The sequence below is a fragment of the Hydrogenophaga sp. Root209 genome, from assembly GCF_001428625.1.
Taxonomy (GTDB): Bacteria; Pseudomonadota; Gammaproteobacteria; order Burkholderiales; family Burkholderiaceae_C; genus Hydrogenophaga.
This window is the reverse complement of record NZ_LMIE01000031.1, coordinates 59,303-75,498: the sequence shown is the minus strand read 5'-3', so window position 1 is coordinate 75,498 and position 16,196 is coordinate 59,303. Positions and strand designations below refer to the sequence as shown.

General features: G+C 63.6%; 12 protein-coding genes and 4 tRNA genes. 13 read left to right on the top strand and 3 right to left on the bottom strand.

Translation table 11 applies throughout. The features are described 5' to 3' along the window. Position 1: 1 nt before the first annotated feature. From ASE11_RS18840 to ASE11_RS18790, 11 genes are all read left to right on the top strand, one after another. Entirely contained in the window at positions 2-643 is a 642-nt protein-coding gene (locus ASE11_RS18840) for an aspartate/glutamate racemase family protein (RefSeq protein WP_056275125.1), read from the top strand. A gap of 107 nt (positions 644-750) precedes the next feature. Further along, positions 751-837, top strand: a tRNA-Leu gene (locus ASE11_RS18835). Between the two features lie 81 nt (positions 838-918). Beyond that, positions 919-2,229, top strand: coding sequence for a trigger factor (gene tig / locus ASE11_RS18830; protein WP_056275123.1), 1,311 nt, complete (start codon positions 919-921; stop codon positions 2,227-2,229). A gap of 181 nt (positions 2,230-2,410) precedes the next feature. After that, positions 2,411-3,028 (top strand): ATP-dependent Clp endopeptidase proteolytic subunit ClpP, encoded by a 618-nt coding sequence (clpP, locus tag ASE11_RS18825; RefSeq protein ID WP_056276336.1) that lies wholly within the window; start codon positions 2,411-2,413, stop codon positions 3,026-3,028. A 115-nt stretch (positions 3,029-3,143) separates the two neighbouring features. After that, positions 3,144-4,409 carry an ATP-dependent Clp protease ATP-binding subunit ClpX gene (gene clpX / locus ASE11_RS18820; RefSeq protein ID WP_056275121.1) on the top strand — a complete coding sequence of 422 codons (1,266 nt, stop codon included), beginning with the start codon at positions 3,144-3,146 and terminating at the stop codon, positions 4,407-4,409. 102 nt (positions 4,410-4,511) lie between these two features. After that, positions 4,512-6,944: an endopeptidase La gene (gene lon, locus ASE11_RS18815; protein WP_056275119.1), complete on the top strand. Its 2,433-nt coding sequence runs from the start codon at positions 4,512-4,514 to the stop codon at positions 6,942-6,944. A gap of 99 nt (positions 6,945-7,043) precedes the next feature. After that, positions 7,044-7,119 (top strand) — tRNA-Gly (locus ASE11_RS18810). 72 nt (positions 7,120-7,191) lie between these two features. After that, positions 7,192-7,265 (top strand) — tRNA-Cys (locus ASE11_RS18805). A 114-nt stretch (positions 7,266-7,379) separates the two neighbouring features. Continuing rightward, positions 7,380-7,472, top strand: a tRNA-Leu gene (locus ASE11_RS18800). Between the two features lie 41 nt (positions 7,473-7,513). Further along, positions 7,514-8,137 carry a DUF6806 family protein gene (locus tag ASE11_RS18795; protein ID WP_056275117.1) on the top strand — a complete coding sequence of 208 codons (624 nt, stop codon included), beginning with the start codon at positions 7,514-7,516 and terminating at the stop codon, positions 8,135-8,137. A gap of 83 nt (positions 8,138-8,220) precedes the next feature. Next, a complete protein-coding gene (locus ASE11_RS18790; RefSeq protein WP_056275115.1) occupies positions 8,221-9,537 on the top strand; it encodes an MFS transporter in 1,317 nt (438 codons plus the stop codon). On the opposite strand, the gene murI is transcribed toward ASE11_RS18790, so the two are convergent. Then, positions 9,526-10,326 carry a glutamate racemase gene (gene murI, locus ASE11_RS18785; protein WP_056275114.1) on the bottom strand — a complete coding sequence of 267 codons (801 nt, stop codon included), beginning with the start codon at positions 10,324-10,326 and terminating at the stop codon, positions 9,526-9,528. The genes ASE11_RS18790 and murI overlap by 12 nt on opposite strands. Beyond that, positions 10,323-11,876 carry a fumarate hydratase gene (locus ASE11_RS18780; RefSeq protein ID WP_056276333.1) on the bottom strand — a complete coding sequence of 518 codons (1,554 nt, stop codon included), beginning with the start codon at positions 11,874-11,876 and terminating at the stop codon, positions 10,323-10,325. Before ASE11_RS18780 ends, murI begins: the two co-directional genes overlap by 4 nt. A 126-nt stretch (positions 11,877-12,002) precedes the next feature. Between ASE11_RS18780 and fumC the strand changes: the two genes are divergently transcribed. After that, positions 12,003-13,388: a class II fumarate hydratase gene (gene fumC, locus ASE11_RS18775; RefSeq protein ID WP_056275112.1), complete on the top strand. Its 1,386-nt coding sequence runs from the start codon at positions 12,003-12,005 to the stop codon at positions 13,386-13,388. Between the two features lie 8 nt (positions 13,389-13,396). Here fumC and ASE11_RS18770 read toward each other — a convergent pair whose 3' ends face one another. After that, entirely contained in the window at positions 13,397-13,996 is a 600-nt protein-coding gene (locus tag ASE11_RS18770) for a TIGR00645 family protein (RefSeq protein ID WP_056275110.1), read from the bottom strand. Between the two features lie 204 nt (positions 13,997-14,200). Here ASE11_RS18770 and acs point away from each other — a divergent pair, with 204 nt between their 5' ends. Then, entirely contained in the window at positions 14,201-16,195 is a 1,995-nt protein-coding gene (gene acs / locus ASE11_RS18765; RefSeq protein WP_056275108.1) for an acetate--CoA ligase, read from the top strand. Position 16,196: the final 1 nt, after the last annotated feature.

The following is a 16,196-nucleotide window of genomic DNA, read 5'->3' as shown; positions in this document are numbered from 1 at the left end:
CATGCGTATTGCCCTGATCCATGCCCTGGCGCACTCGGTGGCGCCCATCAACGAAGAACTGGAACGCCGTTGGCCCGAAGCGATCCGCATGAACCTGCTCGACGACAGTCTGTCGGCCGATCTGGCGCGCAACGGTGCGGGGCTGGACGCCGCCATGCACCAGCGGTTCGAGGACTTGTCCGCCTATGCCGAGCGCGCGGGGGCACACGGCATCCTGTTCACCTGCTCTGCCTTTGGGCCCTGCATCGAGGCAGCAGCGGCGCGTCGGCGTCACATGCCGGTGCTCAAGCCCAATGAAGCCATGGTGGTCGACGCAGCCGCACACGGCGGGCGTGTGGGCCTGATTGCATCGTTCGGTCCCACGCTTGAGTCGATGCCGCCCGAGTTCCCGGCGGGAACCGCCTTGGTTACCCGCCTGGCAGCCGGTGCGCTGGAGGCTCTCAACCGCGGTGACACCGCCGAGCACGACGCGCTGGTCGTCGAGGCCGCGCGCTGGCTCGCCGACCAGGGCTGCGACGTCATTGCATTGGCGCAGTTCAGCATGGCACGCGCGCAAATGGCGGTGCACAGGGCCGTGGACCTGCCGGTGCTCACCACACCGGGCAGCGCCGTGCGCATGCTGCGCCACCGCCTGGGGGCCTGAGCGGCGTCCGGACCGCCTGCTGGCAAGGGCTACAATCGAGGGTTGCCGTGAGGAGGACAAGGCGTGGAGCAGACCCATCTGCGCCAGGCCCGAAACCCCAACCAGGCGCGCGGGTGGCGAAATTGGTAGACGCACCAGGTTTAGGTCCTGACGCCAGCAATGGTGTGGGGGTTCGAGTCCCCCCCCGCGCACCACCACAGACACATGCATCCCCGGTTCGTCCAGGCAGGCTGGCCGAACCGCAATTTTTGGGCATCACCCTTTTGGAGAGAACCATGACCGTGACCGTTGAAACCCTGGAAAAGCTCGAGCGCAAGATCACGCTCTCGCTGCCGGCCAATGTGATCCAGAACGAGGTGGCGAACCGCCTCAAGCGCCTGGCTCGTGATGTGAAGATGGACGGTTTCCGTCCGGGCAAGGTGCCCATGAACGTGGTCGCCCAGCGCTACGGTTATTCGGTCCACTACGAAGTGATGAACGACAAGGTCGGTGAGGCTTTCGCCACCGCCGCCAACGAAGCGCAGCTGCGCGTCGCCGGCCAACCCAAGATCACCGAAAAGGAAGGCGCACCTGAGGGTGAACTGACTTTTGACGCGGTGTTCGAGGTGTATCCCGAAGTCAAGATCGGTGATCTGGCCACCGCCACGGTGGACAAGGTCTCGGCTGAAGTCGATGCCGCCGCCATCGACCGCACCCTGGACATCCTGCGCAAGCAGCGCCGCACCTTCGCGCAACGCGCGCAAGACCAGGCCGCTCAGGACGGTGACCGTGCCACCATCGATTTCGCCGGCAAGATCGACGGCGAGCCGTTCGAAGGCGGCAAGGCCGAAGCCTTCCAGTTCATCGTGGGCGATGGCCAGATGCTCAAGGAGTTCGAAGACGCCGTGCGAGGCATGAAGCAAGGCGAAAGCAAGACCTTCCCGCTGGCCTTCCCTGAGGACTACCACGGCAAGGATGTGGCCGGCAAGACCGCTGACTTCCTGGTCACTGTCAACAAGCTTGAGGCCGCCCACCTGCCCGAGGTGGACGAGGCCCTGGCCAAGTCGCTCGGCATTGCCGACGGCACGGTCGACGGCCTGCGTGCCGACATCAAGAAGAACCTGGAGCGCGAAGTCAAGTTCCGCCTGCAAGCCCGCAACAAGCAGTCCGTGATGGACGCGCTGATCGCCACGTCTGAACTCGACCTGCCCAAGTCGGTCGTGCAGTCCGAACTCGACCGCCTGGTCGAAGGTGCGCGCGCCGACCTCAAGCAGCGCGGTGTGAAGGATGCCGAGAAGGCCCCGATCCCCGAGGAGCTGTTCCGCCCACAGGCCGAGCGACGCGTGCGCCTGGGTCTGGTGGTGGCCGAACTGGTGCGTGCCAACGAGTTGCACGCCAAGCCCGAGCAGATCAAGGCCCACATCGACGAGCTGTCCGCCTCCTACGAGAAGCCGGCCGACGTCGTGCGCTGGTACCAGGGCGACAACCGCCGCATGGCCGAAGTTGAAGCCATCGTGATCGAGAACAACGTGACCGAGTTCGTGTTGTCCAAGGCCCAGATCACCGAAAAGGCGGTCAGCTTCGACGAACTGATGGCTCAAAACTGATCGGCTTGCCGGGCCTGATCGCACAGGGCGGAGCGATCCGCCCTTTTTTTTGCCGATTTGAGCCCCACGTGCGACCCACTGTCCTTTTGGCGCCTCAAAGGCGATCGCCCTTGTGTGCATACGGCCACAGTGGGTTGGTTACAGTAGTGACACGGCAATGCAACAACACATGGAGAAACGCATGAGCGCAATGGACATTCAAGGCTTGGGCATGGTGCCCATGGTGATCGAAACCTCGGGTCGCGGCGAGCGTGCCTACGACATCTATTCGCGCCTGCTCAAAGAGCGCGTGATCTTCCTGGTGGGCGAGGTCAACGACCATTCGGCCAACCTCGTGGTGGCACAGTTGTTGTTTCTCGAAAGCGAAAACCCCGACAAGGACATTTCGTTCTACATCAACTCTCCTGGTGGATCGGTGAGCGCCGGTATGGCGATCTTCGACACCATGAACTTCATCAAGCCCGATGTGTCCACGCTGTGTTGCGGTTTCGCGGCCAGCATGGGTGCCTTCCTTCTGGCGGCGGGCGCCAAGGGCAAGCGGTTCTCGCTGCCCAACTCCAAGATCATGATCCACCAGCCGTCAGGTGGCAGCCGTGGTCAGGCGACCGAGATCGAGATCCAGGCCCGCGAGATCCTGAAGACCCGCGAGCAACTCAACAAGATCCTGGCCGAACGCACCGGCCAGCCTCTGGAGCGCATTGCACGCGATACCGAGCGCGACTACTACATGTCCGCCGCTGAATCGGCCGAGTACGGCTTGATCGACAAAGTGATCGACAAACGCCCGAGCGCGAACTGATTCCGACCGCGCGGCGAAAAGCGGGAGACAGTGCCAATAAAGGCGCTTTTCCCGGGTTTGGCGCCCGGAAGGCTTGATCTATCATTGTTCTTACTGTTCCACCTGACCTTCCCCTATGGCCGACAAAAAAGCCGCCTCCAGCGAAAAAGCGCTCTACTGCTCCTTCTGCGGTAAGAGCCAGCACGAGGTCAAGAAGCTCATCGCCGGCCCCTCGGTGTTCATCTGCGACGAATGCATCGACCTGTGCAACGACATCATCCGTGACGAGTTGCCCGGCCTTGAGTCGGTGAAGGCGTCGGGCGAAGAGGTGCCCACGCCCTCGGACCTGAAATCCAACCTCGACAACTACGTGATTGGCCAGCAGGGTGCCAAGCGCGCTCTGGCCGTGGCGGTCTACAACCACTACAAGCGTTTGCGCCACAAACAGACGGCCCGCAAGGACGATGTGGAACTGGCCAAGAGCAACATCCTGCTGATCGGGCCCACGGGTTCGGGCAAGACGCTGCTGGCCCAGACCATGGCGCGCATGCTCAATGTGCCGTTCGTCATGGCTGACGCCACCACGCTGACCGAAGCCGGCTACGTGGGTGAAGACGTGGAAAACATCGTGGCCAAGCTGCTCCAGAGCTGCAACTACGACGTCGAGCGCGCGCAGCAGGGCATCGTCTACATCGACGAGATCGACAAGATCACCCGCAAGTCCGACAACCCGTCCATCACCCGCGACGTCTCCGGCGAGGGCGTGCAGCAGGCCTTGCTCAAGCTCATTGAGGGCACCATGGCCTCGGTGCCGCCCCAAGGCGGGCGCAAGCACCCCAACCAGGATTTCCTGCAGGTCGACACGACCAACATCCTGTTCATCTGCGGCGGCGCGTTTGCCGGCCTGGAGAAAATCATCGAGAACCGCACCGAGGCCTCGGGCATCGGCTTCGGCGCCACGGTGAAAAGCAAGAAGCAACGCAGCCTGACCGAAGCTTTCAAGGAAATTGAACCCGAAGACCTGATCAAGTTCGGCCTGATTCCCGAGCTGGTGGGCCGTGTGCCCGTGATCGCCGCCTTGTCGGAACTCAGCGAGGACGCGCTGGTCGAAATCCTCACCGAGCCCAAGAACGCGGTGGTGAAACAGTTCTCGCGCTTGCTGGCCATGGAAGGCGCCGAACTGGAAGTGCGTCCCGCGGCGCTCAAGGCGATCGCCCGCAAAGCGTTGGCCCGCAAGACGGGCGCTCGCGGCCTGCGATCGATCCTCGAGAACGCGTTGATCGACACGATGTTCGAACTGCCGAGCATGAACAATGTCGAGAAGGTGGTGGTGGACGAGTCCACCATCGACGAAAACAAGCCGCCTTTGCTGGTGTACCGCGAGGCGGCCAAGCAGGCCTGAATGGGCCTGCGATGTCGGGCGTTTCAGGAAGCGCCCCTTAGCGATGCGTCCGGTTGATATCGCCCGCACCAACCCCAGTTACCTGTTTTAGTCGAGGTTGAAATGTCCGGACAAACCCCTCTCCCCAGTTCCCCGGTTGACCTGCCGTTGCTGCCGCTGCGCGACGTGGTGGTGTTCCCGCACATGGTGATCCCTCTGTTCGTGGGTCGTCCCAAGAGCATCAAGGCGCTCGAATCGGCCATGGAGTCCGAGCGCCGCATCATGCTGGTGGCGCAAAAAGCGGCGGCCAAAGATGAGCCGTCGACCGACGACATGTTCGAAATGGGCTGTGTGGCCACCATCCTGCAGATGCTCAAGTTGCCCGACGGCACCGTGAAGGTGCTGGTTGAAGGTGTGCAGCGTGCCAAGGTGTTGGCCATTCGCGATGGCGAGAGCCATTTCATTGCCAGCGTGAGCCCGGTCGATCCGGTGGTCGAGCGTGCCGACACGCAGTCCAACGAACTGGAAGCCCTGCGCCGCGCGGTGATGCAGCAGTTTGACCAGTACGTCAAACTCAACAAGAAGATTCCGTCGGAAATCCTGACCTCGATTTCCAGCATCGATGATCCAGGTCGTCTGGCCGACACCATCGCCGCGCACCTGCCGCTCAAGCTCGAATCCAAGCAGGTCGTGCTCGACCTCGATCCGGTCAACAAGCGACTGGAAAACCTGTTCGAGCAGCTCGAACGCGAGGTCGACATCCTCAACGTCGACAAGAAGATCCGTGGCCGCGTGAAGCGCCAGATGGAGAAGAACCAGCGCGACTTCTATCTCAACGAACAGGTCAAGGCTATCCAGAAGGAACTCGGCGAAGGCGAAGAGGGCGCCGACATCGAGGAGATCGAGAAGAAGATCAAGGCCGCCAAGATGCCCGCCGAGGCACGCAAGAAGGCCGATGCCGAGTTCAAGAAGCTCAAGCTGATGTCGCCCATGTCGGCTGAGGCCACGGTGGTGCGCAATTACATCGACGCTCTGGTGGCGCTTCCCTGGAGCAAGAAGACCAAGATCAAGCACGACCTGGCGCACGCCGAGGCGGTGCTCAACGAAGATCACTACGGGCTGGAGAAGGTCAAGGACCGCATCCTTGAGTATCTTGCTGTGCAACAGCGCGTGGAAAAGGTCAAGGCGCCCATTCTGTGCCTGGTGGGCCCGCCCGGCGTGGGCAAGACCTCGCTGGGGCAGTCGGTGGCCAAGGCCACCGGGCGCAAGTACGTTCGCATGGCGCTGGGCGGCATGCGTGACGAGGCCGAGATCCGAGGACACCGCCGCACCTACATCGGCGCCATGCCGGGCAAGGTATTGCAGAGCCTGACCAAGGTCGGCACGCGCAACCCGCTGTTCCTGCTCGACGAGATCGACAAGCTGGGCACCGACTTCCGCGGTGACCCGTCGAGCGCGCTGCTCGAGGTGCTGGATCCTGAGCAGAACCACACCTTCGGCGACCACTACGTCGAGGTCGATTTTGATCTGTCCGACGTGATGTTCGTGGCAACCTCGAACTCGATGAACATTCCGCCGGCCCTGCTGGACCGCATGGAAGTGATCCGCCTCTCGGGCTACACCGAAGAGGAAAAGACCAACATCGCGATGCGCTACCTGCTGCCCAAGCAGCTCAAGAACAACGGCCTGAAAGAGGGCGAACTTGAGGTGAAGGAAGAGGCGGTGCGCGACATCGTTCGTTACTACACCCGCGAGGCAGGTGTTCGTTCGCTGGAACGCGAGCTCTCCAAGATCTGCCGCAAGGTGGTCAAGGGGCTGCTGCTCAAGAAGTACACGCCCACCGTGGTGGTGGATGCGGAGAACCTCAACGACTTCCTGGGTGTGCGCAAGTACAGCTATGGCCGCGCCGAGGCACAGAACCAGGTGGGCCAGGTGGTCGGTCTGGCGTGGACTGAAGTGGGCGGCGATCTGCTCACCATCGAGGTCGCGATCATGCCGGGCAAGGGCATCATCACCCGCACCGGTTCACTGGGCGACGTGATGAAGGAGTCCGTGGAAGCGGCCCGGACCGTGGTGCGCAGCCGTGCCCGCATGCTGGGCATCAAGGATGAGCAATTCGACAAGCGCGATATTCACATTCACGTGCCCGATGGCGCGACGCCCAAAGACGGACCGAGCGCAGGTGCTGCCATGACCACAGCTCTCGTGTCGTCGATCACCGGCATCCCGGTGCGAGCCGATGTGGCGATGACCGGTGAGATCACCTTGCGCGGCGAAGTCACGGCCATTGGCGGTTTGAAAGAGAAGCTGCTGGCTGCCCTGCGCGGCGGCATCAAGACGGTGATCATTCCTGAAGAGAACGTCAAGGACCTGGCCGATATCCCGGACAACGTCAAGCTGGGTCTGGAGATCGTGCCGGTGAAATGGATCGACAAAGTGTTGGCCATTGCACTCGAACGTCAGCCAGTGCCGCTGACGGACGAAGAGGTGGCGGCGCAGATCGCTGCGGCTTCCACGCGCACGCCTACGCCCGGGCAGGACGCGGTGAAACATTGATCAAAAAATTTGAGGGGGCTTGAAAGAGGCCCGATTTTTGGGTTAGAATTTCGGTTTCCGGCAGACAAGCGGAACAGCATGAAGAAAGTGCTGAAAAATGCGGGAATAGCTCAGTTGGTAGAGCGCAACCTTGCCAAGGTTGAGGTCGCGAGTTCGAGTCTCGTTTCCCGCTCCAGATTCAAAAAGGGAAGCTCTGCTTCCCTTTTTTGTAGCCTTTTCAGATCGGTGCTTTGGTACCGACCCTGATGGCGCGATAGCAAAGCGGTTATGCCCCGGATTGCAAATCCGGTTAGTCCGGTTCGACTCCGGATCGCGCCTCCAGATCATCCGCAACCCCGCCAACTTGATCGTTGCCGGGGTTGTTTCATTTCAGCCGTCTGGTTCATTCGGCTCGCTCGCTTCCAAGGTGTCTCCACCTGCGACAATCCACACTCGGCCTCGATGGTGAAATTGGTAGACACAGCGGATTTAAAATCCGCCGCCATCCCGAAAGGGAGCGTACCGGTTCGACCCCGGTTCGAGGCACCAGGACTAGGTTTTTTCCGGTTTCGCCGGTACAGTGAGTTTTCATGACCCGATACAACGCGCCCTTCGAAATCCACGTGCATGGCGACGTGCCTCTGCGCGAGGACGTGGTCTATGCGCAGATCCAGGACGCCCTCAAACCCGTGTGGGTATATGCCGGTGCCAAGTCGCTGGCCGCTGCGGCGGAGAGCAGCTACGAAGACGAGCCAGGCATCCGCTTTGATGCCGAAGCCCATGTACTGCAAATCTGCTGGACCGTGCCCGGCGACGAGGACTTTCGCCAGGTGATCGAAGAGGCCTGCATGGGCCTCAACGACATCGCGGCCACCGGTGCGCCGCTGGAGGTGTCGTTCTACGATGCCGAGTTCGACGAAGAGGACGAATCCTCCGAGGAAGAAGCGCGCGATGACTTCCTGATGTGCTTTGTCGGGCCCACGCCGGCCGCCATCATGCAGGTGCAACGCGATTTGCTGGTGCAGGATGTGCTCCACGTCATGGAGCGCCATTTCGATGCCGCCGAACTGGGCGACGTGGTGGGCGCCATCGACAAGCTCTTCACCCAGCGCTTTGATGCCCTGGTGAGTTCCATGCAACTGGGCAAGCCCCCGCGCGGCTACGGTGGTCCTTCGGGCCATGGTGGCCCGCGCAAGCCGCGCCACCTGCACTGATCCGCGACGGGATGCGTCGGCCTGACATCCTCAGGCCCTAGACTGCGCGGCATGGCGGGCCCCAGCCCGCCGCCCGGAGCCCCATGTCTTTCTTTTCCACCGATGCCCTGAACCCCGGCGTGCGCAAGCGCGAGGTGTTCGGCTGGGCGATGTTCGACTTCGCCAACTCGGGCTACACCACGGTGGTGTTGACCGCGGTGTTTGCCGCCTATTTCGTGGGCGCTGTGGCAGATGGTGCCGAGTGGGCCGCATTCGCATGGACCGCTGCCTTGAGCGTGTCGCACCTGATCGTGATGCTGACCGTTCCGGCGATGGGCGCCTGGGCCGATCAGCACGCGGCAAAGAAGAGGCTCTTGATGTTGACGACCGCGGGCTGTGTGCTCGCCACGGCCGCGCTGGCCCTGGTGGGGCCCGGGGCGGTCGCGTTGGCCATGCTGCTCATCGTGGTGTCCAACGTGTTCTTTGCCTGGGGCGAGTCCCTCGTGGCGGCATTCCTTCCGGAACTGGCCAGGCCGTCGGCGATGGGGCGTGTGAGTGGATGGGGTTGGAGCCTCGGTTACTGCGGTGGCATGCTGGCCCTGGGCCTGAGCCTGGCCTATGTGTTGTGGGCGCAGGCGCAAGGGCAGAAGGCTGCCGAGTTCGTGCCGGTGACCATGTTGATCACGGCTGCCGTGTTCGCGGTTGCGTCGTTGTTCACCCTGGTTTTGCTGCGCGAGCGCGCAAGACCTCCAACCGGCTTGAGCACAGGGTCTGCCTGGAGGCAGTCGTACCGTCAGTTGCGCAGTACGTTTCAGCAGGCGCGGCGCTACCAGGACTTCATGTGGCTGCTCGCCTGCGTCACCGCTTACCAGGGTGGTGTGGCGGTGGCGATCACGCTGGCGGCCATTTACGCCGAGCAGGTGATCGGCTTCGTGCAACAGGAAACCATGGTGTTGATCTTCGTGCTCAACATCGCTGCGATGGTGGGTGCGTTCGCCTTCGGTTACTGGCAGGACCGCCTGGGCCACAAGCTGGCGCTGGGCATCACGCTGGTGGGTTGGGTCGCCACCTGCATCATCGCGGCCATCACCACCACCAAGGGCGGCTTCTGGTACGCCGCTGCCATTGCGGGGGTGTGCATGGGCTCCAGCCAGTCGTCGGGCCGCGCGATGGCCGGTATGCTGGCGCCGTCGGCGCAGCTCGCGGAATTCTTCGGCCTGTGGACCTTTGCCACCCGCGTGGCCAGCATCATCGGGCCGCTGAGCTATGGCGCCATCACCTGGATGACGGGGGGCAACCAGCGGCTGGCCATCGGGTCCACCGCCGTGCTGTTCGTGATCGGGTTGCTGTTGCTGATTCCGGTCAACATGAAGCGGGGTCGGGAGGCCGCGCTTCAAGCGATCAGCACGTCAGACCAGTAGCTGCTCGGCGCGGGTCTGCAGGTCGAGCCAGCGGCTGGCCCCCTGCGACAGCTTTGCGGGATCGCCGGTGGACAACAGCACAGGCGGCGTCGCAGGGGTCACGACCCCGATGGACATGCCCAACACGTCGCGTGTGCGACGTGCGACGGCGATGCCCGTGTCGACCAAGGTCACGGCGGGCCCCAGGAGTTGGGTCAGAACATCTGCGGCGAAGGGGTAGTGTGTGCAGCCCAGCACCACGGTGTCCATGTCCCCGGGAGCGTGTTCGCGCAGCGCGGCCACGTAGCGTTCGCACAGGGACTGTTGGGTCCGCAGATCGTGACGCTCGATCGCGTCGGCCAGGCCATCGCAGGGCTGGCAGATGAAATGGACCGGGCTCAAAGCGGCGCTTTCCAGCTGCGTGCGCAGGCGCGCGAATCGCTGGCTGTCGAGTGTTCCCCGTGTGGCCAGCACGCCAACGTGGCGCGTGTGGCTCATGAGCGCAGCGGGCTTGAGCGCAGGCTCCACGCCCACGATGGGAAGGTCGGGGTGGGTGGCGCGCAGGCTGTCAATGGCGAGAGCGGTGGCGGTGTTGCAGGCCACCACCAACGCGTCAATGTGGTGGGTTCCGCGCAGCCAGGCGGTGATGCGTTCCGATCGGTCAGTGATCTCGCTGACCGTGCGCTCGCCATAGGGGGCGTAGGCACTGTCGGCCACGTAGATGAATCGCACGCCGGGCAGCTCGGCCAGCAGGGCGCGCAGCACGCTCAGGCCGCCGACCCCGCTGTCGAACACCCCGACGGTTTTCAAGCAGCAGCGACGCTGATGCCCTTGAACTCGCCGGTGGCGATGCGCTTCTGCCACTCGGCTGGGCCGGTGATGTGCGCGCTGGTACCGCCCGAATCCACCGCCACCGTCACCGGCATGTCGACCACGTCGAATTCGTAGATGGCTTCCATGCCGAGGTCTTCGAAGCCCACCACTTTGGCGTGTTTGATGGCCTTGGACACGAGGTAGGCCGCGCCGCCCACGGCCATGAGGTAGGCACTCTTGTGTTGTTTGATGGATTCGATGGCGACCGGGCCGCGCTCGGCCTTGCCGATCATGGCGATAAGACCGGTTTGTTCCAGCATCATGTCGGTGAAGCCGTCCATGCGCGTGGCGGTGGTGGGGCCGGCGGGGCCGACGGCTTCATCGCGCACCGGGTCGACCGGACCCACGTAGTAAATGACGCGGTTGGTGAAGTCCACCGGCAGCTTCTGCCCCTTGGCGAGCATGTCCTGGATGCGTTTGTGCGCGGCGTCGCGGCCGGTGAGCATCTTGCCGTTGAGCAGCAGGGTCTGGCCTGGCTTCCAACTGGCCACCTCGGCCTTGGTGAGTTGGTTCAGGTCCACACGCTGGCTCTTCTGCGTGTCGGGCACCCAGTTCACGTTGGGCCACAAGTCCAGGCTGGGCGCCTCCAGGTAGACCGGGCCGCTGCCGTCGAGCACGAAGTGCGCGTGGCGCGTGGCGGCGCAGTTGGGGATCATGGCCACGGGCTTGCTGGCCGCGTGCGTGGGGTACATCTTGATCTTGATGTCGAGCACGGTGGTGAGACCACCCAGGCCCTGCGCGCCGATGCCCAGCGCGTTGACCTTGTCAAACAGTTCCAGTCGCAGTTCTTCGACCTGGCTGAGCTTCTCGCCCTTGGAGGCCTTGGCCTGCAGCTCGTACATGTCGATGTCGTCCATCAGGCTTTCCTTCGCCATCAGCACCGCCTTTTCTGCGGTGCCGCCGATGCCGATGCCCAGCATGCCCGGCGGGCACCAGCCCGCGCCCATCGTGGGCACGGTCTTCATCACCCAGTCAACCACCGAGTCGCCCGGGTTGAGCATGATCATCTTGCTCTTGTTCTCGCTGCCGCCGCCCTTGGCCGCCACGGTCACTTCCACCGTGTCGCCGGGCACGAGCTCGGTGAAGATCACGGCGGGGGTGTTGTCCTTGGTGTTCTTGCGCGCGAACTGCGGGTCGGCCACGACCGAGGCGCGCAGCTGGTTGTCGGGGTGGTTGTAGCCCTGGCGCACGCCTTCGTTGATGGCGTCTTCGAGGCTGCCGGTGAAGCCGTCGAGCTTCACATTCATGCCCACCTTCAGGAACACGTTGACGATGCCGGTGTCCTGGCAGATCGGGCGGTGGCCGATGGCGCTCATCTTGCTGTTGGTCAGGATCTGCGCGATGGCGTCCTTGGCGGCGGCGCTCTGCTCGCGCTCGTAGGCGCGGGCGAGGTGGGCGATGTAGTCGGCCGGGTGGTAGTAGCTGATGTACTGCAGGGCGGCGGCGACGGATTCGATCAGGTCGTTCTGGCGGATGCTCGTGGTCATGGCGGTGGGGAGGTTGTGGTCGGGTGGGCCGTTGCCGCAGGGGCCGGGGCGGCGCATAGTCTGCTACGGTGGGCCAACCGGTATTTTGACAGGTCGTCCCAACGCCGGCTGACACAGGAGAGTGCCATGAAGACCCGGATCGAGCGCGACACCATGGGCGAGGTTGCCGTGCCCACTGAGAGGCTCTGGGGCGCGCAGACCCAGCGCTCGCTGCAGAATTTCGACATTTCGGGTGAGCGTCAGCCGCGTGAACTCATCCGGGCGCTGGCGCAGGTCAAGCGTGCATCAGCCGAGGTGAACCACGCACTCGGCCTGCAGGACGAGAAGAAAACCGGAGCCATTGTGGCGGCGGCCGACGAGGTGATTGCCGGGCAGCACGAGGCCGAATTTCCGCTGGTGGTGTGGCAGACCGGTTCGGGCACGCAGACCAACATGAACCTCAACGAGGTGCTGGCCAACCGCGCCAGCGAGTTGCTGGGGGGACCGCGCGGCGAAGCTCGGCTGGTGCACCCCAACGACGACGTGAACCGCAGCCAGTCGAGCAACGATGTGTTTCCCACGGCCATGCATGTGGCGGCGGTGGACGCGATCACCAACCGGCTTCTGCCATCGCTGGACGCGCTGCGAGCCACGCTGGCGCAGAAAGCCGCCGAGTTCCATGACATCGTGAAAATTGGCCGCACCCACTTGCAGGACGCCACGCCGCTGACCCTCGGGCAGGAGTTTTCGGGCTACGCCGCGCAACTGGCGCACTGCGAGCGGCATGTGCGCGATGCGCTGCCGCACCTGTGTGAACTGGCCCTGGGCGGCACGGCCGTGGGCACGGGGCTGAACGCACCCAAGGGCTACGCCGAAGCGGTGGCGGCCGAGCTGGCACGGCTCACCGGTATGCCCCTGGTGAGCGCACCCAACAAGTTCGAGAACATGGCCAGCGTCGATGCCCTGGTGCATGCGCACGGTGCGCTCAAGACCTTGGCCGCGAGCATGAACAAGATCGCCAACGACGTGCGCTGGCTCGCCAGCGGGCCGCGCAGCGGCATCGGCGAGTTGAGCATCCCCGAGAACGAGCCGGGCTCGTCCATCATGCCCGGCAAGGTCAACCCCACGCAGAGCGAGGCGGTGACCATGCTGTGCGCCCAGGTGATGGGCAACGACGTGGCCATCAACATCGGTGGTGCCTCGGGCAACTTCGAGCTCAACGTGTTCCGGCCGATGGTGGCGCACAACTTCCTGCAGAGCGTTCGCCTGCTGGCCGACGGCATGAGGAGCTTCAACGACCACTGCGCGGTGGGCATCGAGCCCAACCGCGCGCGCATCGCCGAACTGGTGGACCGGTCCCTGATGCTGGTGACCGCGCTCAACCCGCGCATCGGTTACGACAAGGCGGCGCAGATCGCGAAGAAGGCACACAAGGAGGGCACCAGCCTGCGCGAGGCGGCGTTGGCGTTGGGCTTCGTCTCGGCCGAGCAGTTCGACCAGTGGGTGCGGCCCGAGCAGATGGTGGGGCGCTGACGCGCTCCTCAGTGCCCCGAGCCCACGGGTGGCTGCATCAGCCTGTCGGTCATGGCAATCGCCATGGCGCTGAGCAGGAACACCACATGGATGATGGTTTGCCACATCAGCACCTGTTCGGTGTAGTTGGCGGCGTTGATGAAGGTCTTGAGCAGGTGGATGGAGCTGATGCCGATGATGGCTGTGGCCAGCTTCACCTTGAGCACCGAAGCATTCACATGGCTCAGCCACTCGGGCTGGTCCGGGTGGTTCTCCAGGTTCATGCGGCTCACGAAGGTCTCGTAGCCACCGATGATCACCATGATCAGCAGGTTGGAGATCATGACGACGTCGATCAGGGCCAGCACCACCAGCATGATCACCGTCTCGTTGAGACCGGTCAGTTGCACGTCGCTTTTGTAGCCGATGCTGCTGACGAGTTTGTCGAGCGCCACCTGGCTGCCAAAGGCTGCTTCGACCAGATGAACCAGTTCGACCCAGAAGTGAAAGACGTAGATACATTGCGCCGCGATCAGGCCGATGTAGAGCGGCAACTGGAGCCAGCGGCTGGCGAAGATCAGGTTGGGCAAGGCGCGAATCGGGGTGGGAGTTTTGACAGGATCGGTCATGGGAGATGCAATGCGCCGGGTGCCCGGGACGGGCGGCCACAAAGCGGGTGTATTGTAGGGTGGTCTTTGCGCTGAGCCCGGGTTTGTACCGATGTACCGGGTCGGCCGAACGGGCGTGTTTCCCGCCATGTAAGTGGCTCGTAAGAGCCTTTGCCCACAGTCATCGGTTGAGATCCGAATCCACAACACCTGAGGAGACTGCCCATGTCCGCACCGTCGACGTCCATCGAATCGACCCTGGTCGAGAACCGCGTTTTTGAACCCACTGCAGCAACCGTCAAAGCTGCCCGGGTATCGGGCATGGCGGCCTACCAGGCGCTGTGCGACGAGGCCGACAAGGACTTCGAGGGTTTCTGGGCGCGCCTGGCCCGTGAGACGCTGACCTGGAACAAGCCCTTCACCAAGACGCTGGACTCGACGAATGCGCCGTTCTACAAGTGGTTCGAGGACGGCGAGCTCAATGCCTCGTACAACTGCCTGGACCGCCACATGGGCACGCCGGTGGAGAACAAGACCGCCATCATCTTTGAGGCCGACGGCGGCGAGGTCACCAAGGTCAGCTACAAGGAACTGCTGGCCAAGGTCTCGCGCTTTGCCAATGCGCTCAAGGCGCGCGGTGTGAAGAAGGGCGACCGTGTGGTCATCTACATGCCCATGACGGTCGAAGGCGTGGTGGCCATGCAGGCCTGCGCCCGCATTGGCGCCACCCACAGCGTGGTGTTTGGCGGCTTCTCGGCCAAGGCGCTGCAAGAGCGCATTCAAGACGCCGGTGCCGTGGCCGTGATCACCGCCAACTACCAGCTGCGCGGCGGCAAAGAGCTGCCGCTCAAGGCGATCGTGGATGACGGTATTGCCATGGGTGGCTGCGAGTGCATCAAGAACGTGATCGTGTTCCAGCGCACGCCCACCGCCTGCAACATGGTGGCCGGGCGCGACAGCTTCATGCACGAGGTGATGGCCAGCGAGTCCGACGTGTGCCCGGCCGAGATGGTGAGCGCCGAGCACCCGCTGTTCGTGCTCTACACCTCCGGCTCCACCGGCAAGCCCAAGGGCGTGCAGCACAGCACCGGCGGTTATTTGCTGTGGGCCAACCTCACCATGAACTGGACCTTCGACCTGAAGGCCGATGACATCTTCTGGTGCACCGCCGACATCGGCTGGATCACCGGCCACACCTACGTGACCTACGGCCCGCTGGCCGCCGGCGCCACGCAGATCGTGTTCGAGGGCGTGCCCACGTACCCGAACGCCGGTCGTTTCTGGCAGATGATCGAGAAGCACAAATGCACCATCTTCTACACCGCGCCCACGGCGATCCGCTCGCTGATCAAGGCCGCCGAAGGTGATGAAAAAGTGCATCCGGCACGCTCCGATCTGACCAGCCTGCGCCTGCTCGGCTCGGTGGGCGAGCCCATCAACCCCGAGGCCTGGATGTGGTACTACAAACACGTGGGCGGTGAGCGCTGCCCCATCGTGGACACCTTCTGGCAGACCGAGACCGGTGGCCACATGATCACGCCGCTGCCGGGCGCCACGCCGCTGGTGCCGGGCTCGTGCACGCTGCCGCTGCCCGGCATTGCCGCGGCCATCGTGGACGAAGCCGGCATCGATGTGCCCAACGGCTCGGGCGGCATCCTGGTGGTGAAGAAGCCCTGGCCTTCCATGATCCGCACCATCTGGGGCGACCCCGAGCGATTCAAGAAGAGCTACTTCCCCGAGGAGCTCAAAGGCTACTACCTGGCCGGCGACGGCGCGGTGCGCAGCGCCGACCGCGGTTACTTCCGCATCACCGGGCGCATCGACGACGTGCTCAACGTGTCGGGCCACCGCATGGGCACGATGGAGATCGAGTCGGCCCTGGTGAGCAAGACCGATCTGGTGGCCGAAGCTGCCGTGGTGGGTCGCCCGGATGATCTGACGGGTGAGGCCATCGTGGCCTTCGTGGTGCTCAAGCGCTCGCGCCCCACCGGTGAAGAGGCCAAAGCCATCGCCAAGGTATTGCGCGACTGGGTGGGCAAGGAAATTGGCCCGATCGCCAAACCGAAAGACATCCGCTTCGGTGACAACCTGCCCAAGACCCGCAGCGGCAAGATCATGCGGCGTTTGCTGCGGTCGATCGCCAAGGGCGAGGCCATCACGCAGGACACCTCGACCCTTGAGAATCCCGCCATCCTCGACCAGTTGTCCGAGAACAACTGAC